The 17806-nt window shown below is 71.7% G+C and carries 20 protein-coding genes and 1 tRNA gene; 13 read left to right on the top strand and 8 right to left on the bottom strand.

The features are described from left to right. Positions 1-16: 16 nt before the first annotated feature. On the top strand, positions 17-598 hold the full coding sequence (locus AB0K51_RS28215) for an HD domain-containing protein (RefSeq protein WP_363459974.1): 582 nt from the start codon (positions 17-19) through the stop codon (positions 596-598). 16 nt (positions 599-614) lie between these two features. Here AB0K51_RS28215 and AB0K51_RS28210 read toward each other — a convergent pair whose 3' ends face one another. Together AB0K51_RS28210 and AB0K51_RS28205 are read right to left on the bottom strand one after the other, a co-directional pair. Next, positions 615-1115: a GNAT family N-acetyltransferase gene (locus AB0K51_RS28210; protein WP_363459973.1), complete on the bottom strand. Its 501-nt coding sequence runs from the start codon at positions 1113-1115 to the stop codon at positions 615-617. Further along, positions 1112-2479 (bottom strand): hypothetical protein, encoded by a 1368-nt coding sequence (locus AB0K51_RS28205; protein ID WP_363459972.1) that lies wholly within the window; start codon positions 2477-2479, stop codon positions 1112-1114. Before AB0K51_RS28205 ends, AB0K51_RS28210 begins: the two co-directional genes overlap by 4 nt. Before the next feature lie 421 nt (positions 2480-2900). Here AB0K51_RS28205 and AB0K51_RS28200 point away from each other — a divergent pair, with 421 nt between their 5' ends. The 11 genes from AB0K51_RS28200 (at position 2901) to AB0K51_RS28150 (ending at position 12352) form a co-directional block, all read left to right on the top strand. Next, the gene (locus AB0K51_RS28200) at positions 2901-3548 is read left to right on the top strand and encodes an rRNA adenine N-6-methyltransferase family protein (protein WP_363459971.1); all 648 of its coding nucleotides are present in this window, start codon (positions 2901-2903) and stop codon (positions 3546-3548) included. 2 nt (positions 3549-3550) lie between these two features. Further along, positions 3551-4753, top strand: a complete 1203-nt coding sequence (locus tag AB0K51_RS28195; protein WP_363459970.1) for a metallophosphoesterase — start codon at positions 3551-3553, stop codon at positions 4751-4753. Then, positions 4750-5553 carry a TauD/TfdA family dioxygenase gene (locus AB0K51_RS28190; RefSeq protein ID WP_363459969.1) on the top strand — a complete coding sequence of 268 codons (804 nt, stop codon included), beginning with the start codon at positions 4750-4752 and terminating at the stop codon, positions 5551-5553. The genes AB0K51_RS28195 and AB0K51_RS28190 overlap by 4 nt, the downstream gene beginning before the upstream one ends. Then, entirely contained in the window at positions 5550-6107 is a 558-nt protein-coding gene (locus AB0K51_RS28185) for a deoxycytidine deaminase (protein WP_363459968.1), read from the top strand. The genes AB0K51_RS28190 and AB0K51_RS28185 overlap by 4 nt, the downstream gene beginning before the upstream one ends. Next, positions 6104-6664, top strand: coding sequence for a dCTP deaminase (locus tag AB0K51_RS28180; RefSeq protein WP_363459967.1), 561 nt, complete (start codon positions 6104-6106; stop codon positions 6662-6664). Before AB0K51_RS28185 ends, AB0K51_RS28180 begins: the two co-directional genes overlap by 4 nt. Further along, positions 6648-7346 carry a PIG-L family deacetylase gene (locus AB0K51_RS28175; protein ID WP_363459966.1) on the top strand — a complete coding sequence of 233 codons (699 nt, stop codon included), beginning with the start codon at positions 6648-6650 and terminating at the stop codon, positions 7344-7346. The genes AB0K51_RS28180 and AB0K51_RS28175 overlap by 17 nt, the downstream gene beginning before the upstream one ends. After that, on the top strand, positions 7343-8089 hold the full coding sequence (locus tag AB0K51_RS28170) for a WbqC family protein (protein WP_363459965.1): 747 nt from the start codon (positions 7343-7345) through the stop codon (positions 8087-8089). Before AB0K51_RS28175 ends, AB0K51_RS28170 begins: the two co-directional genes overlap by 4 nt. Continuing rightward, the gene (locus AB0K51_RS28165; protein WP_363459964.1) at positions 8086-9198 is read left to right on the top strand and encodes a glycosyltransferase family 4 protein; all 1113 of its coding nucleotides are present in this window, start codon (positions 8086-8088) and stop codon (positions 9196-9198) included. The genes AB0K51_RS28170 and AB0K51_RS28165 overlap by 4 nt, the downstream gene beginning before the upstream one ends. Next, a complete protein-coding gene (locus AB0K51_RS28160) occupies positions 9195-10871 on the top strand; it encodes an aminoacyl--tRNA ligase-related protein (protein ID WP_363459963.1) in 1677 nt (558 codons plus the stop codon). The genes AB0K51_RS28165 and AB0K51_RS28160 overlap by 4 nt, the downstream gene beginning before the upstream one ends. A gap of 139 nt (positions 10872-11010) precedes the next feature. Continuing rightward, positions 11011-11085, top strand: a tRNA-Thr gene (locus AB0K51_RS28155). A 172-nt stretch (positions 11086-11257) separates the two neighbouring features. Next, the gene (locus AB0K51_RS28150; RefSeq protein ID WP_363459962.1) at positions 11258-12352 is read left to right on the top strand and encodes a UDP-N-acetylglucosamine--N-acetylmuramyl-(pentapeptide) pyrophosphoryl-undecaprenol N-acetylglucosamine transferase; all 1095 of its coding nucleotides are present in this window, start codon (positions 11258-11260) and stop codon (positions 12350-12352) included. Positions 12353-12364: 12 nt separating this feature from the next. Here AB0K51_RS28150 and AB0K51_RS28145 read toward each other — a convergent pair whose 3' ends face one another. The 5 genes from AB0K51_RS28145 to AB0K51_RS28125 form a co-directional block, all read right to left on the bottom strand. Then, on the bottom strand, positions 12365-12724 hold the full coding sequence (locus AB0K51_RS28145) for an HIT domain-containing protein (protein WP_363459961.1): 360 nt from the start codon (positions 12722-12724) through the stop codon (positions 12365-12367). 135 nt (positions 12725-12859) lie between these two features. Beyond that, positions 12860-13699 carry a hypothetical protein gene (locus AB0K51_RS28140; protein ID WP_363459960.1) on the bottom strand — a complete coding sequence of 280 codons (840 nt, stop codon included), beginning with the start codon at positions 13697-13699 and terminating at the stop codon, positions 12860-12862. Continuing rightward, positions 13680-14525 carry an aldo/keto reductase gene (locus AB0K51_RS28135; RefSeq protein WP_363459959.1) on the bottom strand — a complete coding sequence of 282 codons (846 nt, stop codon included), beginning with the start codon at positions 14523-14525 and terminating at the stop codon, positions 13680-13682. The genes AB0K51_RS28140 and AB0K51_RS28135 overlap by 20 nt, the downstream gene beginning before the upstream one ends. Beyond that, positions 14522-15712, bottom strand: coding sequence for a cupin domain-containing protein (locus tag AB0K51_RS28130; protein ID WP_363459958.1), 1191 nt, complete (start codon positions 15710-15712; stop codon positions 14522-14524). Before AB0K51_RS28130 ends, AB0K51_RS28135 begins: the two co-directional genes overlap by 4 nt. A gap of 14 nt (positions 15713-15726) precedes the next feature. Next, positions 15727-15867 carry a hypothetical protein gene (locus AB0K51_RS28125; protein WP_363459957.1) on the bottom strand — a complete coding sequence of 47 codons (141 nt, stop codon included), beginning with the start codon at positions 15865-15867 and terminating at the stop codon, positions 15727-15729. Positions 15868-16120: 253 nt separating this feature from the next. Here AB0K51_RS28125 and AB0K51_RS28120 point away from each other — a divergent pair, with 253 nt between their 5' ends. Beyond that, on the top strand, positions 16121-17158 hold the full coding sequence (locus AB0K51_RS28120; RefSeq protein ID WP_363459956.1) for an NAD-dependent epimerase/dehydratase family protein: 1038 nt from the start codon (positions 16121-16123) through the stop codon (positions 17156-17158). 60 nt (positions 17159-17218) lie between these two features. Here the strand turns inward: AB0K51_RS28120 and AB0K51_RS28115 are convergent, their stop codons facing one another. Then, positions 17219-17545: a hypothetical protein gene (locus AB0K51_RS28115; protein WP_363459955.1), complete on the bottom strand. Its 327-nt coding sequence runs from the start codon at positions 17543-17545 to the stop codon at positions 17219-17221. Between the last annotated feature and the right edge of the window lie 261 nt (positions 17546-17806).

Here is a 17806-nt window from a genome sequence, read left to right as displayed (position 1 = left end):
TCAGGAGGACCCTGTGGTGCAGCTCGACGGTGACCAGGCAGCGGGCGTTGCCCGTCTCCTCTTCGAGGCCGGCTCCCTTCGAGCTCTGCCCCGAACCGGCTGGCGGCAGGACGGCATCCCGCTGTCCGCCAGCGAGACCGTCGCCGAACACAGCCACCGCACCGCCGTGATCGCCGCCACCCTCGCCGCCCTGGAGGGCGCCGACCCGGCCCGCACCAGCCTGCTGGCAACCCTCCACGACGTCCCCGAGGCCCGTACCGGCGACCTCACCCCGCTCACCCGCCGGTACGTTACCGCCGCCGACCCCCGCAAGGTCACAACCGACCAGACCGCGGCGGCCCCACCGTCCATCCAGGCTCTCTTCACCGACGTGATCGCCGAGTTCGAGGATGGCGTCACCCCCGAGGCCCGTTGCGCCAAGGACGCCGACAAGCTCGACTGCGTGCTGCGAGCGGTCGAGTACCGGGCGGCCGGTGTCCCCGCGGTGCAGGGCAAGATCGACCGCTGCCGCGCAGCCCTCCTCACCGCCTCCGCCCAGCAGATCGCCGACGCGGCTCTCGACCTCGACCCCACCGACTGGCAGTCCGCACCGGCCTGACGGGGCGGGGCAGTGCCTACGCCGCCGTGAGCTGCTTGGCCATGGCGCGGTTCACCAGCGGGTCGCGGCCGGGGGCGTACGAGGGGATCGACTGGTAGCCGAGGTGCTCGTACAGGGCGAGCGCGGCCAGGTTGCGGCTGCCGGTCTCCAGGATGGCGCGCCGTGCGCCGTGCTCGTACGCCTGATGTTCCAAGGCGCGCAGGATCCGGCTGCCGAGTGCGAGCCCGCGGGCGGGCGGGGCAACGTACATGCGCTTGATCTCGACCGTGGCCGGAGCCACCAAGTGCCAGCCGCCGCAGGCGAGCGCCTCGTCTTGACCGTCCGGGCGGGCGATGAGGAAGAGACCGTTCGGCGGCGCGAAGAGCACCGGCTCGGTGGCCGCTGGGTCGTCGGCGAAGCCGTACATGGCGGACTGCTCCGCGTGGAGAGCGGAGGTGAGGCGGCGGGCCTCCGGGTGGTCGTACGGGACGGCGGAGAGCACGGCGGCAACGGGGCGGGCAAGACCAGTCGGCGTCATATGCCCGATAGTGCCCTGTCCACTCGGGTCAGCGCATCCTTGCCGCTCGCCGACTTGATCCGGGTACCTGCGTGCCGGCGGATCCCGAGCAGCAGGTTGCGGCAGCGCACGGACTGGACTTCGGGCAGGTGGGCGGTCAGTCCCCCGAGGGTGGCGAGGGTGGCCTCGCCGTCGTGGGCGAGGAGGTGGGCGCGGGCGAGGTGGACGCCGTGCAGGAGGGCGGAACGGGTGTACCCGGTGGTGGGCCCGTGCGCGGTGATCGGTGACAGGAGGCTGTACGCCTCCTCTAGCAGTCGGCGGCCCCTGGCACCGGGGTTGGCTGCGGCCAGGTCCACCAGGCCCTGACCGTTCTCGGCGGCGACCTGGTCAGCGGTGAAGTAGTAGAGCGCAGGGGGGTCGTCGTCGCGGCGGTGCTCGAGGAACGCGAGGCAGCGGTCGGTGGCTGATCGGAAGGCGTCGATGTCGCCGGCGGCGGCGTGGGCGGTGGCGAGCCGTCCGAGGGCGCGAGCCCGGACGGTGGGCAGACTCCTGGCCGCTGTCTCGACGGCGGCCTCGGCGAAGCGGATCGCCGCAGTGGGGTTGCCGGCCGCCGCGTGCTGGTAGGCGAGCATGCCGAGAATGTTGGCGACGGTGTCGTGGTCGGCGCTGGCACGGGCGAGTCGGATGGCGACCAGCTGGTAGCGCTGGCCCGAGGCCGAAAGGTCCGCGTCGAAAGCCATCCACCCGGCGAGCTGAGCGAGCCCCCCGGCCGTTCGCAGCAGCCGGGTGCCGATGTCCGGCGTGTAGCGGCTGTTCTGCAGGAGCGACAGCACGCCGTCGAGGGCGACGCGCACGTACCGCTGGGAGATGGCGCCCCCTCCCGTGGCGTCGTCGAGGCGGCGCAGGTCGGCGAGGTGGGATTCCAGCAGCGTCATCATCGGCGGCAGGACGTGGTCGGTGCCGCTCTCCCGGCTGATGCTGTGGTGCTGCTGGCGGTCGGCGTCCCAGACCGCGGTGAACAGGTCACCGGACGGTCGAACCGTGGCCTGGGACGCGGGGTCGGTCGCGTTCCAGGCGGTGGCGGTGACCAGCACAGCGGCCAGCGAGCGACGCCCGACCAGGTCGTCCGTGACGGTCTGCTCGTCCCTACGGGCGCCCGGCTCGGGAGTACCCCAGAGCATGGTCTGGGTGTAGGTCCGGCCGGTCCTCTCCGTCAGCACCGCGGCGGCCAGGCGGCGGACCGTCTCAGAGCGGGGTACCGAGCCGCGGCTCCAGGCGTGGGCGACGGTCAGGTCGAGTCGTCGTTCGCCGAGGCCCGCGAGCCGTCCGTTGATCTCGCGCACCAGATCGCGTGGCGACCAGTTGGCGTATCCGAGGGCCTGCACCAGAACCGCTCCGGGGCGGTCGCCGGAAGGTGCCGTCTCGGCCCCTAGCTGGGAGTCTCCGAGCGTCATCACCCGGCGACGGTACGTCAATCGGGCAGCTGCGTGCGTGAATTCGCGGCTTTTCACACCGGCCACGCGAAGTTCTCGACGATCGCGGCCTTCGCCCCTGCCCGACCGCGGTCAAAGGGTGTGTCGTTGTGCATCCGCGCGGCACCGCCGGCGCGGAGGAACACGAACCCGTACTGCCGGTGAGTGTTCTCCGACTCCGGTGATTCCTAGCGTAGTTGGCACATCAGAAGCCCGACCCGGCGCCGCTGCGACTCCGGCCTGCTCAGCTGCCGAGCACCCACGGTCGCGGACCCGCTGTCGGCGAGCAGGACCTCCGAGGACGGTCCGGCCCACATCTTGTGGAAGGGAAACCATGGCAACCTCTGTCAGGACGCGCAGCCCGGAGACCGCGGCGGCACCCTCGACGGCCACGCAGCAGGTGCCGGAGAGCGCGGTCGTCGCGGACCTGCGGGACAGCGACTTCCGGACCCGGGCCGACCTCGGCCAACACTTCCTGCGTTTCCCGGCAGTCGCGGAGCGCCTGCTGGAGCTGGCGGGCCTGCGCGCCGACGACGCGGTGCTGGAGGTCGGTGCGGGCCTGGGCACGCTGTCCTCCACGGTGGCCAAGGCCGGGCACCGGATCTGGGCAGTGGAGAAGGACCCGCGGATGGCCGAGGCACTGTGCGCGGCCCTCGGACCGTACGGCGACCGGGCCCGGCCCCTGCTGGCCGACGTCCGCGAGGTCGACCTCGACGGCGAGCTGCACGTCGGCACGGTGTTCCTGTCGATCCTCCCGTTCGACTGGACGCTGGCCTTCGGGATCACCGCCCACGTGTTCGCATCCACCGCCAACGTGGCGCGGGGCCTGGCGGTGCTCCCCGCCGTCACGGCCGATCACACCGCAGCCGGGGCCTGGTTCGGCGCGGGCCTGCGGCTGGAGGAGGTCGACGGGATCTCGCGAAGCGCCTTCTGGCCCGAGGCCGCCGTGCCGCTGCGCGTCGTGTCGATCACGAGGTGCTGAACGTGGACAGGGACTTGGCCGCTAACACCATGACGGTGGCGGCGACGGGCTGCTTCCACTCTGCGGTGCCGAACGGCACGGGGATGCTCGCTGCCGTCCAGGCGCTGCGCGAGCAAGGCGCGCTGGTCGTGGACGTCGGCGACTTCTTCGGCGGGAGCGCCTTCCATGAATACTCCCGGGGGCGCACGGAGGAGCGGCTGCTGGCCGACCTCTACGACGCAGTGGTGCCCGGCAACCACGACCTGGCCGACCTGATGCGGCTGCACGATCCCGACCGGTTCCCCCCGGTGGTGTGCGTGAACCTGACACCGCCGCCGACCTTCGCCGGGCGGTGGGAGCGGGGCCTGCTGCTGGAGGCGGCTGGTCGGTGCATCGGTGTCGTGGGCGTGCTCGGGGCCCAGGCGTTCGGGGCGGTGCCGTCCGCCGAGCGCGCCGGGTTCGAGTTCGAGGAGCCGACCGCCGCCCTGCTGGCCGCCGAGCGGGACCGGCTGCTGGAGGCGGGTGCCGAGGTGGTGCTGGGGCTGAGCCACACCGGCTTCGAGAGCGACGTGGCGCTTCAACTCGCCGACGGCCCGCTGGACATCATGGTCGCCGGGCACTGCCACAGCCCGATGGGCCACTGGGCGCTCCCGCCGCGGTACGTGGCCAAACCGCCCGAGTGCGGTGCCGGCCTGCTCCGGATCGACCTCGGCCCGGCAGGGCCCTCGTTCACCGTCGACTACACCGGCGGCCGTAAGGTCGCGCGCGGGTCGGTCCCGGGCTACGTGCGGGAAGCCGTCGGCGCGTTCCGGGCCTGGGGAAGCGCGGCGATCGGACACCTTGCCGTCCCGCTGGACGACCGGCGCCGACTCGCCGAGCTGCTGGCCGATCGGGGCCGGAGCGCGGCCGGGGCCGACGCCTTCGTGCTCAACCTCGCCACCCTGCGCACCGGGCTGCCCCGGCAGGTCGACCAGCAGGCGCTGGTGGCCGCCGCGCCCTTCGACACCGAGCTGGTCGTCCTCGACGGCCCGCAGACGGCCGGGCAGATCGCCGCCCTGGCCGAGAGTCTGGGCGAGACCCCTGTCACCGCCGGGGCCACCCCCGACCAGGGCGCCGTCGCCACGACGGCGTACCTGGCCGACCGTCTCGGCCTGCCGGCCAGCCCGCTCGACCCGCCGCGCACCCTGCGCGGCCTGCTCACCGACCACGTCAAGGAGGGGTCATGACCATGCAGTCGCTGCCCGCATCCGTGTTCCTCGACGGCCCCGTCGCACCGCACAGCTTCGCCGAGCACATCACCGGCGAGGGCGACGGTCGCGTCCTGGTCGACTTCGACACCGCCGACCACCGCCTGAACCAGGAACTCGCGCTGAGCCTGCTGTCCGCGCTCGGTCCCGTCCTGGCCGTCTACCCGTCCGACGGCTGCTGGAGCAGCCTCATGGTCCGCACCGAGGCCGACCCGGGCCGCACCCACGGCACCGGGGAGAACCGGCTGCACGTCGACCTCGTCGACCGCGACCTCATCCCGCGCTACATCGCGCTGTACTGCGAGCGCGACGACCCGGCCGGCGGCGGGGCCTCGGCCCTGTCCGACCTGTGGGTCGCCGCCGCCGAACTCGGCGACGCCGAGAAGTCGCTGCTCCAGCAGCCGGTGTTCTCCTACTGGACCGACGAGGGCGTGCACGGCGTCGGCCGGGGACTGGAGCGCTTCGCGGTCCTGCCCGAGCAGCTGGAGCCCGGTCTGCCGATCCGGTTCACCAGCAAGATGCACCCGCACCTGCTGAGCGGTGAGCTCGTCGACGGCACCGACACCGCACGGCAGCAGGCGGCGACCGCGTTCGGCGCGCTCGCCGACGCCGCGCTGCGCCACCGCGTCGAGATCCGGCTCCTCCCCGGGCAGCTGCTGGTCTTCGATCAACTGCGCTGGGCCCACGGCCGGATGCCACTCGGCGAAGGCCAGGAAGCGATCCAGCCCGGCCAGCGCCGACTGCTGCGGCAGACCTACGTGCAGGGCGGCACCCGGTGATCCTCACTGGCCCCGCCATCGCCGAAGCGGTGAAGGCCGGCCACATCACCATCGACCCGTTCCTGCCGCAGCACACGAACCCCAACAGCCACGGCTACCGGCTCGGAGACACCCTCAAGGTGTTCACCCGCACCCCCGTCGACCCCCGCACCAGCCCGCCGACCCGGACCATCACGATCCCGGCCCGCGGCTACCGGCTGCGGCCCGGCCGGGTCTACCTCGGCTCCACCGTCGAACGGATCGGCTCCGATCACTACGTCACCAGCCTGATCGGCCGCTCCTCCGTCGGCCGCCTCGGGCTGTTCACCCAGATCAGCGCCGACCTCGCCCAGCTCGGCGCGGTCCACCAGTGGACGCTGGAGATCGTCGTCACCCAACCGCTCAGGGTGTACGCGGGCATGGTCATCGGCCAGGTGTCCTTCTGGGACGTCGTCGGCGAGCCGATGCCGTACGCCGGGTACTACGGCACCCTCAGCGACCCCTCCCCGTTCGCTCCCCACGCCTTGGCCGGCGGCGGTGCCGTCGGCCTCCTCCCGGAGGTGAGCGCCGCGTGATCCTCACCGGCCCCCAGATCGCGGGCGAGGTCGAGGAGGGGCGGATCACCATCAGCCCCTTCGACACCGCTCTCCTGAGCCCCAACTCCTACGATTTCCACCTCAGTTCGGACATTGGCTGGTACCGGCGGCGCTGGTGGGGAGGCCGCACCCTCGACTGCCGCCGCCCCAACCGGTTCGTGCGCTCCACCATCCCCGAGGAGGGCATGGTCCTGCGGCCCGGCCGGATCTACCTCGCCTCCACCGCCGAGACGATCGGATCCGAGCACTTCGTGCCGATCATCCGGGCCCGCTCCTCCACCGCCCGCACCGGCCTGTTCGTCCACTGCACCGCCGACCTGATCGACCTCGGGTCGCTCGGCCGCCTGACGCTGCAGTTCCACGCCGTGCAGCCGGTCCGGGTCTACCCCGGCCAGCGCATCGGCCAGGTGACGTTCTGGGTGCCCACTGGCCGCCGGGAGCTGTACCGCGGCAAGTACCAGGGCAGCACTCTGCCGGAGCCGTCGCAGATCTGGCGCGACTTCGAGGAGGAGGACGCCCGTGGCGCCGCCGCGTGAGCACGTTGTCGCGGTGGTCGCGCACCCCGACGACGCCGAGTTGATGTGCTACGGCACCCTGCGCCGCTACCAGGAACACGGTGCGGCGGTCACGGTCGTTGTCGTCACCACCGGGGTCAACGGCGTCTCCCTCGCCGACCGTGAACGAGGCGTCAGCCTCACCGACCGGGAAAGGGCTGCCGAATCCGCGGCCTCCTACGACGGCAGCGGCATCGACCTGCTGCTCCTGGGCTTCACCGACGGCGCCCTGGTGCCTGACCGCCAGTTGGTCTCCGGCATCGAGGCGGAACTCGTGCGCCTAGGCTGCACCGTCCTGATCACCCACAGCCTGCACGCCGGTCCCGACCACCAGGACCACCTCGCCGTCGCCCAGGCCGCCGTCAACGCCGCGACCCGCGTCGGCACCTGCTCCACGATCCTGCACGGCCAACCCCACGCCCCCCGAGGCGACTTCCACCCCACCGTGCTGGTCGACATCACCGACCTGCTCCCCGACAAGGTCAAGGCCCTCTCGGAGCACCAGAGCCAGGCCGGCCGCTGGTACCTCGGCGGAGAGTACACCCGCCACCGCGCCGCCGACGCTGGCTGGACCCTCGCCCCGGCCCGCGCGGCCGACGGTCACCGCTTCGAGGCGTTCGAGACCTCCCTCATCACCCTGCTCACCCGCAAGGAGGCCCGGTGAAGCACCGGCTCTACATCGAGCAGCCGCCGTTCGCGCCGTGGCTCGGATTCTGTGAGGCCCTGTTCGCGTGCCGGACCGTTGCCCTGTACGACAACGTGCAGTTCGAGGACGGCGGCTTCCAGAACCGCAACCGGGTCAAGACGCCCGACGGCGTCAAGTGGCTGACCGTCCCGGTGGTCAAGAGCCATGGCCAGCTGATCAAAGACGTGCGGATCGCCGACACCTTCGACCCGCAGGGCATGCTCCGCCGGATGCGGCTGGCCTACGGCCGCAGCAGTCACCTCGACGAGGTGCTGCAGGTCCTCGGCCCGCCGCTCACCGCGGGGTACCGGTGGCTGCTCGACCTCAACCTCGAACTGACCACCGGCCTGGCCACCGCTCTCGGCGCGCCCGCCGAACTGACCCTCACCTCCCGGCTCCCGATCGAGCCAACGGAGGACCGCACCGGGCGGATCGTCCGAATCTGCCGCGCGGCCGGTGCCGACGAGCTGTGGGCGGGCTCCGGCACCCGCGGCTACCTGGACCCCGCTGACCTCTCCGCCGACGGCGTCGCTGTCACCTGGAACGAGTACCTGCCCCGTCACCCGGCCTACCAGCAGGCGTGGCCGCAGCAGGGGTTCACGCCGAACCTGTCCGTCCTCGACGCGGCCAGCGCGATCGGCTGGGCCGGGACCTCCGCCCTACTGCGGTCCGGCCTCGCCACCTACCTCGACTCCCTCCAACAGGAAGGACGGCCCGCATGAACAGGATGCAGATCGCCACCGGCATCGACCTGCCGCTGGAGCCCTCCTGCGGCTCCATGATCTTCTGCTCCGACCTCTACGGAGAGATGGCCGACCACGCCCGGACCACGTTCCTCGCGCTACCGCCCGCCGACCCCACCTGGCGGCACGGCTTCGAGGAGACCGTGCTCGCCACCGCCGCCAAGGCGCCCTACGGCCCCGGTTTCGACGCCTACGTCGGCGCCCTGACCACCGAGGTCCGCCGCCACCTGGACCAGGCCCGCCCGGACGCCATCCACGCCCAGCACCTTGGCTTCGGTCTCGCCCTCGCCTTCGTCCGCGCCGCCCAGAGCATTCCGGTCGTGGCCATCGCGCACGGCACCGACGTCATCGCCGCCGACGCCGACCCGCTCGCCCGCGACGTCCTCACCGAGATCGTCGCGGGCGCGACCACCGTCGTCGCCCCGAACACGGCCCTCGCCGCGAGGATCGGCGAGCTGACCGGCCACCGCTACAGCGACAAGACGGTCCTCGTCCCCTGGGGCATCCCGCTCGCCCGCGCCGCCCGGCCCCTGCGTCCCACCCACACCCACACGCTCCGGCTGCTGCACGCCGGCCGCCTGGACGCCAACAAGTGCACCCGCACTGCCATCGAGGCGATGGCGCTCACCAGCGACCGGCATGAACTCACCATCATCGGCAGCGGCCCCGAGCGGGACGCCCTCCAGCAGCTCAGCCGGACACTCGGCCTGAGCGACCGCATCCGCTTCGCGCCGTTCCAGCCCCGCCATGCGCTGTGGGAGCGCTTCGCGGACTTCGACGCCTTCCTCTTCACCACCTCCGGTCTGGAAGCCTTTGGCCTGATCGCCGTTGAGGCCCAGGCCCACGCACTGCCCGTCGTCTACTCCGACGTCGCCGGCATGAACCAGACCCTCGGCGCCGCCGGCCTGCCTTACGCCCCCGGCGACGCCGCCCAGCTCGCAGAGGCGATCGACAAGCTCGCTGCCGACCACTCGCTGCGCACCGGCCTGAGCACGGCGGGCCTTGCCAACGCCTCCTGCTACGACATTGCCCACAGCGCCCAACGGCTCACCACCGTCACCCGCGATGCGATCGGAGCTGCTGCATGAGCACCGCCGCTGCCCCGGCCCCCATTTACACCTCCCGGTTGTTCCCCGCGCCCCGCCCCCGCGCCACCGACCCCACCGCCCCGACGTGGGAGCTGCTCGAACACCTGGGCCTCGTCGGCCGCACGGACGCCGCCGGCGTGCACACCCTGCTCCCGCTCGGCCTGCGCGTACGCGACCAACTCGACCGGATCACCCGAGACGCCTTCGAGCACCACGGCTTCAACAGCGTCTCCCTGCCCACCCTGCAGAGCCGGACCCTGTGGGAGGAGTCCGGCCGGTGGAAGGTCTACACCGACGAGGGCGCGCTGATCACCACCCGCGTCGGCGGGACGGAGATGTGCCTCGCGCCGACCTCCGAGGAGATGGCCGTCGCCACCGTCCGGCCCCACCTTCGCTCCCACCGCGACCTGCCGGTGCGCCTGGCCCTCAACACCACGAAGTTCCGGGACGAGACCTCGCCCCGCGGCGGCCTCATGCGCGGACGCGAGTTCACCATGGCCGACGCCTACACCTTCGACGCCGACCGGGCGGGCATGCTGGAGTCGATCAGCCTGCTCAACCGGGCCTGCAACGACGCCCTCACCGGCATCGGCCTGCACGGCGTCTTCCAGGCTCCCGCTGACGGCGGGGCCATCTCCGCCGGCCCGACCACCGAGCACCTCGTCCTCGCCGACTTCGGCCAGAGCAGCATCCTCGCCTGCGACCACTGCGGCCACCGCGGCGACGGCACCATCCTCAGCGCCAAGTTCCCCGGGACCACCACTTCCGGCGAACCCGTCGTCAACGTGATCGTCTTCGCCGTCACCGGCCCGGACGGCACCACCAGGCCCACCGCAGTCTGCATCCGCTCCGACCTCACCATCAGCACCCGCAAGCTCGCCGCCGCCCTCGGCCCCAGCCAGCACATCGAACTCCTCGACCCCGAGGAGCTTCCCAGCCTGCTCGGCAAGAACGCAGGCACCCTCACCCCGTGGGACTGCACCAGGATCGCCGTCGTCCACGACCGCTCCGTCAGCGGCCTCGACCGCTTCACCATCGCCGACGGCCCCCACGACCTGCGCCCCGGCGCATCGTGGTCCGGGGCCACCGGCCTGCCCCCGCTCGACCTCCACCCCGCCGACGTCCACACCGCCACCGACGGCCTCGACTGCGGACGCTGCCCCTCCGGCCGCTACCGCGCCACCGAAGCCGTCGAGGTCGCCCACGTCTTCGAACTCGGCACCCAGTACTCCGCCAAGATGGGCCTGACCTTCACCGGCCACGACGGCACCCCCCACACCCCCCTCATGGGCTGCTCCGGCATCGGCCTCACCCGCTGCATCCAGACCCTGGCCGGCGTCCACCGCGACGCCGAGGGCCTGCGCTGGAAGCACGGCACCGGCCCTGCCGACGTCCACCTGGTCGTCCTGCGCTCCGACCTGGCTGAGCAGCAGGAGCGCGCCGACCACACCGTCCGGCAGCTTCACCGTCTCGGGCTGCGGCTCCTCGTCGACGACCGCCCCCTGCCGGCCGGGGAGAAGTTCCGGTACGCCCAGGCGCTCGGCGTTCCCACCACCCTCGTGCTCTCCCCCCGGCACGCCGAGGGCGAGCTGGAGACGGTGGACCGATGGACCGGGCGCAACAGCCCCCTCTCCGTCGACAACCTCCACACCCTGCGGAGGACCAACAGCTGACCTGACGGCCACCCACAGCCATTCCGGCATCGGACGAGGAAAGGCCCGATGCCGGAATTGTCACGCCCAAATTCAATTCTCCGGCCGCGAAATCCGATATTGACCCGCTGCGCGCCGATGCGATAGCTTTCTTTCACCACGGGCTGGAGCTCAACGGAAAGAGCACGGCATAAGTGTTGCCGAGGAGCTGGTTCGAACCCAGCCAGCCCGACCACTCCCCCCGCACCATCAACGCTTGCCCCAATGGGGCCGCGAACCCCTTGGGTCGAAGGCCGAGCTTCCCAACGCGCCGCTCCGGCTCCGGGCTGGAAATCCGGCCAGCATTACAGAAGCCTGGATTCCCCGGCCGGATGGAATTTCCCGCGAACCCTGTTACGATTCACCGCGTGACGCTGAAGATTGGAATTACCGGGGGCGCGAGCGCCGGCCATGTTGTTCCCGCTCTCGCGGTGGCCGCCGAACTGCGGCGCGCCGAATGCGAGCTGGTCTATTTCGGCCGCGCCGACAGCATCGAAGCGGACCTTGCCGCGAAGGCCGGGATCCGGCTCGCGGCCGTCCCCTCCGCAGGGCTGCAGCGGTTCCGGTCCTGGAGCAACGTCACCATGCCGGTGACCGTCGCCCGCGGAGTGTTCGCCGCCTCACGGGCGATGCGGCGCGAGCGGCCCGACGTCGTCTTCAGCAAGGGCAGCTACGTGTCGGTGCCAGTGGGGGTCGCCGCGTGGCTGAACGGCATCCCCCTCGCCATCCACGAGTCCGACCACACCCTCGGTCTGGCCAACCGGATCCTCGCCCGCTTCGCCACCACGGTCTTCCTCGCCGAGGACACCCCCGGTCTGCCCAGGTGGCTCCAGCGCAAGGCGGTGGTCACGGGACTTCCACTACGCGACGACCTCGCCGATGGTCGGCCTGAAGACCTCCGCGTCCGGCTCGGCGTCCCGGCCGGACCGCCGGTCCTGCTCGTCTTCTGCGGTAGCAGCGGCTCCCGGCGCGTCAACGAGGCCGTGCGCCGCCAACTTGGAGCGCTGACGGCGCACTTCTCCGTCGTCCACATCTGCGGGCGCGGCAACCTCGACCACACGCTAGCCTCCGTGCCGGGCTACTGGCAGCTGGAGTACCTGCACGGCGACATGGTCGACGCCCTCTCGCTCGCCGACCTCGTCATCGGCCGCGCGGGCGCAACGACCCTCGCCGAGCTGGGGGCCCTGTCCAAGCCGGCCGTGCTCGTCCCGCTGCCGGCCTCAGTCAGCCGCGGCGACCAGCTCGACAATGCGAAGGCGTACGCGGGGCGCGCCACCTGCGTCGTCGTCGACGACGAGGAGATGGGCGACGGAACGCCCCTCCTGCGCGCCTGCGAGCAGCTGCTGCCCGCACTCGGCGGCGCCCGCCGCCGCCCCGACCCCGAGGCCGTCCGCCGCACGGCGCGGGACATCGCAGCCAGGACGATCGCTCTCGCCCGCCCGCGCGGCCGGCACGCCCGCTGAGCAGCCCGAGTCTCAGGCCAGGCCCTCCGGAAGGCTGCCGCGGAACAGCACGTGCCAGTGCATGTGCTTGGACTCCTGGTACGCGCCCTCGTTCGTCACGACGCACACCGCGCCGTACTCCTCGCGTACCGTCGCCGCCACCTTCCGGACCACTCGAAGAACGTCCGCGAGGTCCTCCTCCGTGCCGTCGCCGAGATCCACCAACGACGGGATGTGCCGCTTCGGGACGACCACGATGTGTACGGGGTAGGACGGCCTCGTGTGCTCGAACGCGAGCACCGTGTCGGTCTCCTCCACCACCTTCACCGGCGTATGACCGTTCAGTGCCTCGTTGCAGTAGAAGTCCGAGGCCGTTGTTGCCGGGGCCGTCATAGTCGCACCTATCCCTTGGGCGCTGCGGTGACGGCGCGCACGAGAAATCGCCGGAGTCACCACAGTCGTTGAAGTTGACCAACCAGCGACCCAGGGTATCGGCGGTATCTGAGTAACACTCACTTGCCGTGACTGTTAAGACAATCCGAGTGGTTGCGGCGGAGCGACACCGGTCAGTTCACGCGCGCAGCCGAGCAGACGTGGTGCAAGCTCCGCGTAATGCCCGCGATCGACCGCTTGGAGCATCTCTGCGAGAGCGATAAGTTGGCCAACCCGTCCAGCGGGGGTCTCCAGGACCTTGGAGAACTCCATCCGGACGCGGTCTGCGACGGCCGGCACAAGAAGACTATTGACCCATAGGACAGCGGGGTCGTATCCGACCGGCACCAGCCCCCAGCGTTCCCAGTCGAGGATCTTGAGGGGCCGGGCGGTCAGGTTGGCCCACTGGAGATCACCGTGCCCGGTGGTCCGCTCGACGTCGGCCGGGGCAGGGATGCCGAGGTACTTCGGGAAGACCTCTCCGACCCACGCCTGGCGCAGAGTGATCTTCGTGGGCGGCGCTTCCGCAATGGCGGCCAGCGCGTTCCGCAGCCCGGTCCACCAGCCGTCATCCAGGCCGGGGTCTTCGTGGAGGTCCGGGGTCGAGGAGACCGCGGGACCTACCAGGTCGAAGACATCGGCCTGGTAGAACCACCCGTCCTCGGTCCAGTCGAGGGTGTCGTGGAGCCTGGGGCGCGGGACGGAGTCGGGGACGAGCTGTTCGGCGCCGAGGGCGCCCTGGCCGGTCGGCCGGGGCGCCCTGCGGCGGCTGCTCCTGGAGACCCGGAGCCAGACGTTCTCGGCCCGGCGGCCGACAGTGGTTCCGGAGGTGCCGAAGACCTGGGGTCCGGTGCACACCAGGCGGAGGAATCCAGCGGCCTTGTGGTGCGCTGCCGTCAGGTCGTGCCGGGTGTCGTCATCCGGCTGAAAGGACATCGAGCACCGTCCTGAGTCGTGCGTCGGGGATCGGCTGGGCGAGAGCGTCCCGGGCATCCTCCCAGTGCTGGAGGGTGCCGGTCGAGGTGAGGACAACGTCCAGCGCGGGGCAGGCACCGATGAGCTGGAACGCGGCGGTGTGCGGGGTCGATCCCGGCTGGATCAGGTTCACCAGTTCGGGTGTCATCAGACCCGGCAGTTCGCCTCCGTGCAGGGGTGCGGAGGCGAACGTCAGGATCCCGGCGTCGCGCGCGTGGACGAGCGGCCCGGCTCCGTCGAGGGCCTGGGCGATGGGCTCGGCCATGACGAGGCTGACCGGCAGCTGGACACCAGCGAGGTGGTGGTTCGCCGACCCGCCCGCCTCGTGGGCCAGTGCGATCAGTTCGGCGACGGTGAACGCCTGGTCGGTGAAGCCGGCCCAGGTGGCGACGCCGTACCCCCCGATACGGCCTGCCTGCGCGACCTCCTCCAGCACGGCGAACGCGGCGCGGAGGTTGTGGTGCAGTTGCTGCCGGTCGTGGTCGGACCGTTCGGGGTTGTGGACGAAGACGATGTCGGCCCGACCGAGGACGGCGAGGGACTGCTCGGTCTGGGCGCGGACGTCGTCGGGGGCGATGCTGTGGTGGCCGTCCGGGTAGAAGCCGGTCTTGGTCGTCACCCTGGCGGTCGGGTGCTCGGCGAGTGCCGGGGCCAGGTCGTGGTGTGCTCGGCCGTGGCCGTAGTTGGGGGCGGTGTCGATCCAGTTCGCCCCGGCCGTGAGGGCGGTGCGCGCCGCTTCGCCGGCGGCGCGCACCCGGTAGGTTCCCAGGCCGAGGTCCGGGCTCACCGTCCGACTCCGACCACGGCGAGGGCCTGGCCCTGAACGAGGACGGTGAGGATGCTGGCCACGTCCTTGGCCTCCAGGCCGGCGAGGTCGGCGAGTTCCCCGATGCTGACCGCGTCTCCGGTGAGCAGAGCCTGGAGGGCGGGCTCCGCCCGCTCGGAGAAGTCCCATGCGGTTCCGGCTGCGGACAGGGTGACGGTCCCGGCGGTGGGGTCGCAGGTGAGTTCGGCGCGAGGGGCAGTGATCCGCACCTTGATCTCCGGCTCCGCAGGGAGGGCGTCCACGAAGGGCAGGGACGGTGCCGGTCGGCCGAAGTGGGTGGTGCCGGAGGCCGTGGCCCAGCGGTCGATCAGGCCAGGGTCCGACAGTGCGGTGAACAGCGCAGTCCGCAGGCCGTCCAGGTATCCGGCCTTCTCGTCCGCGCCGGCGTGGAGCGGCACGTCCTTCCGCACGGCGGGGCTCTCGTGCAGTTCGTCGACCAGCCAGCCCAGGAGCGTCGCGCCGGTCTGGGCGACGAGTCCGAAGGTGAGGTGCAGCGATTCGCTGCCCTGGTCGGCGGTGACGCTGTGCCACCAGCCACGCGGCAGGTACAGGACGTCGCCCGGGCGGAGGACGACGTCCGCGACCGGCTCGCCCTCGGGTTCCTCTGGGGAATCCACGTCGCGGAAGGTCGGGGCCTGTCGGGTCGGCTCCCACAGCCTCCAGCGCTTCGCCCCGTACTGCTGGACCACGACCACGTCGTGATCGTCCCAGTGCCGGCCGAAGCCCTCCTTCTCCGTCCATGAAGCGTAGAGGTTGGTCTGCACGGGCGTGCCGATGAAGCGCTCCAACGCTTCGGCGGCGGTGCGGATCGGCGGGTGGATCTCATCGATCGCGTCCACCACGAGCGAGGCGCCCTCGGCGAGCTGAGCGTGGAGCTGCGCGGGGTGCAGCCGGTTCCAGGCCACCCCGCGCCGGTTGGTCGCCGGGGTCGAGTACCGGCCGACGGGAACGGTCTGCCCATCCATCGACAGCCGCAGCCGCGGCGGGTCGATGCGGTGGGTGGCGAGGATGGTGTTCAGGTCCTCCCAGGACAGAAGGGGAGCGGTGTCGGCGCCCTTGGCGGGGATCACGGCGTAGGAGCGGTGAAGCGCCTGGGTGAGGAACTGGTCCCCACCCAGGCGCACCGCCCACGAGGCGGTCTTATGCATCGTGGGCTACCTGCTCAGGTGTCGTTCTGGTCGGACTTGCCGCCGGTGTTGTCGGACGGCACGTCGGCACGGGAACGCGCGGCCCGGATGGCACGGACGGCGACCAGCAGGCCGCTGTCTTCCTCCGGCTGGACCGCAGTTGCGGCGCTCTCCATCGGATCTCCTCTCCCCTTGGCGCTGCTCGGTCCTCCGGGGCGCCGGAAGATGTCGCAGCGGGTGAGCGGCCAAGTCTTCCGAGTAATGACTGGCAGGACCATGGCGTCCGCCTGTCATCCGGCGGGCGGATTCGCACACGAGTGTCATCTGGGTGTCATCTTCGCCACGATCATGGCCTCGACCTGCGGCGACTTGGCCCGGGCGCTACGACGGGGTGGCCAGCTGGCACCGGTTCTGGGCAGGATGCCGGGCATGGACATCTTGGTGGTCGGTGGAGGCTGGTTTCTGGGTAAGGCCGTGGTCGAGGAGGCGCTGGGCCGCGGCTGGAGTGTGACGACGTTCAACCGGGGACGGTCGGGAGTCGTCCTGCCCGGCGTACGGCAGGTGCTGGGGGACCGGACGTCGGCCGAGGACTTGGCTCGGCTGGCTGCGCAGGGTCCGTGGGACGCCGTGATCGACACCTCGGCCGGCGAGCAGCCGCCCAAGGTGGTGCTCGCAGGTGCGCGGGCGCTGGAGAGTGCCACCGACCGCTACGTCTACGTCTCGACAGTGTCGGTGTATGCGGGGTGGCCGGACCACCCGCTCAAGGTCGGCGACCCGCTGATGGACGGGCCGGCCGACGCCGGGAGCGACTACGGCCGGAACCCGGAAGGCTGGCTGGGCCCCGATCTCCACTACGGGCGGCAGAAGGCTGGCGGAGAGCGGGCGGTGATCGAGACCTTCGGCGCCGAGCGGTCCTGGCTGCTTCGGCCTGGCGTGATCCTCGGTCCGGGCGAGTACGTCGGCCGCCTGCCGTGGTGGCTTCGTCGGGCTGAGCAGGGCGGCGACATTCTCGCCCCTGGCAGTGCGGGTAAGACCATCCAGCCGGTCGACGTGCGCGACGTTGCGCGCTTCGCCGTCGACGTCGCCGAGCGGCCGGGCGGTGGCGTCCACAACGTGACCGCCCCGATCGGCCGGGACACGATGGGCAGTTTCCTTCAAGCGTGCCTGGAGGCTACCGGCAGTCAGGGTCATCTCCGCTGGGTTCCGGACGGGGTTCTGCTGGAGCACCGCGTGCGGCAGTGGACGGAGCTGCCGCTGTGGCGGACGAACGAAGGCGTCTGGCTGGTCGACTCAGAGCCCGCCTACGCGGCCGGATTCACCTGCCGCCCCTTGGAGCAGACGGTGCGGGACACCTGGGACTGGCTTCAGGCCGGCAACACCCCCGTCCCCCACCCGCGCGCGTCCGCCCACGGAATCACCCCCGGACGCGAGCAGACGATCCTCGCCGCCGTCGGCTCCGCTCGCTGACCAGATCGGTCCGGGGTGGGCAGGCACGACCGGCCCACCCCGGACCGGCTTAGTGGTGCTCTACTCGAGGGCCAGCCGAGCGGCGCCGCCCCCGAGTTGCCTCGGCGCGGCGACCCGGGTGTACTCCTCCAGCGACTCCTTGAGCGCGATGGCACCGGGTGAGGTCCGGACAGGCTCCGTGGAGAGCAGTCGACCGACGTGGACGATCCGCTCGACCAGCCCCGCGGCGCGGCGCTCGGGCGCCAGTGTCGTGATGGGCGTCAGCACCTCGGCGGCTCCGTCGAGTTCGCCGCCGAGGATCAGTGCCGCCGCGAGGTCGGCGCGCGCCTCTGCCTCGATTCGGGGGATCCGCTGCGCTTCGGGCAGGGCGGCCTGCAGCTCCAGCACCCGGCGAGCGTGTTCCTGGGCACCGGCGCTGTCCCGCAGGAGGAGGAACGTCGTGCCGTGCGAGCGGGCGATCCGTTCCGGGCCGTGAAGGAACTCTCCGGCCAGCTCGTCATGGAGTTCGTCGACCTCCGTGGGGTCGAGGGGGGGGGGGGGGGGGGCCCCCGCCCCCCCCCCCCGCCGCCCCGCCCCCGGTGCGGGATACCAGGCCGCGCTGGGAGCCGAGCCCGGGGGGCCCCGGGCCCCCCCCCCCCCCCAGGACGT

The organism is Kitasatospora sp. NPDC049285, from assembly GCF_040678815.1.
GTDB lineage: Bacteria > Actinomycetota > Actinomycetes > Streptomycetales > Streptomycetaceae > Kitasatospora.
The sequence above is the reverse complement of the archived record's forward strand: the minus strand, read 5'-3'. Positions and strand labels throughout refer to the sequence as shown.

What these genes read in the sequence shown, in the direction of transcription:
- AB0K51_RS28160 (WP_363459963.1), top strand. Translation starts at nt 9,195, where the DNA reads ATGAGCACCGCCGCTGCCCCGGCCCCCATTTACACCTCCCGGTTGTTC.
- AB0K51_RS28145 (WP_363459961.1), bottom strand. Translation starts at nt 12,724, where the DNA reads ATGACGGCCCCGGCAACAACGGCCTCGGACTTCTACTGCAACGAGGCA.
- AB0K51_RS28130 (WP_363459958.1), bottom strand. Translation starts at nt 15,712, where the DNA reads ATGCATAAGACCGCCTCGTGGGCGGTGCGCCTGGGTGGGGACCAGTTC.
- AB0K51_RS28200 (WP_363459971.1), top strand. Translation starts at nt 2,901, where the DNA reads ATGGCAACCTCTGTCAGGACGCGCAGCCCGGAGACCGCGGCGGCACCC.
- AB0K51_RS28125 (WP_363459957.1), bottom strand. Translation starts at nt 15,867, where the DNA reads ATGGAGAGCGCCGCAACTGCGGTCCAGCCGGAGGAAGACAGCGGCCTG.
- AB0K51_RS28140 (WP_363459960.1), bottom strand. Translation starts at nt 13,699, where the DNA reads ATGTCCTTTCAGCCGGATGACGACACCCGGCACGACCTGACGGCAGCG.
- AB0K51_RS28165 (WP_363459964.1), top strand. Translation starts at nt 8,086, where the DNA reads ATGAACAGGATGCAGATCGCCACCGGCATCGACCTGCCGCTGGAGCCC.
- AB0K51_RS28190 (WP_363459969.1), top strand. Translation starts at nt 4,750, where the DNA reads ATGACCATGCAGTCGCTGCCCGCATCCGTGTTCCTCGACGGCCCCGTC.
- AB0K51_RS28120 (WP_363459956.1), top strand. Translation starts at nt 16,121, where the DNA reads ATGGACATCTTGGTGGTCGGTGGAGGCTGGTTTCTGGGTAAGGCCGTG.
- AB0K51_RS28210 (WP_363459973.1), bottom strand. Translation starts at nt 1,115, where the DNA reads ATGACGCCGACTGGTCTTGCCCGCCCCGTTGCCGCCGTGCTCTCCGCC.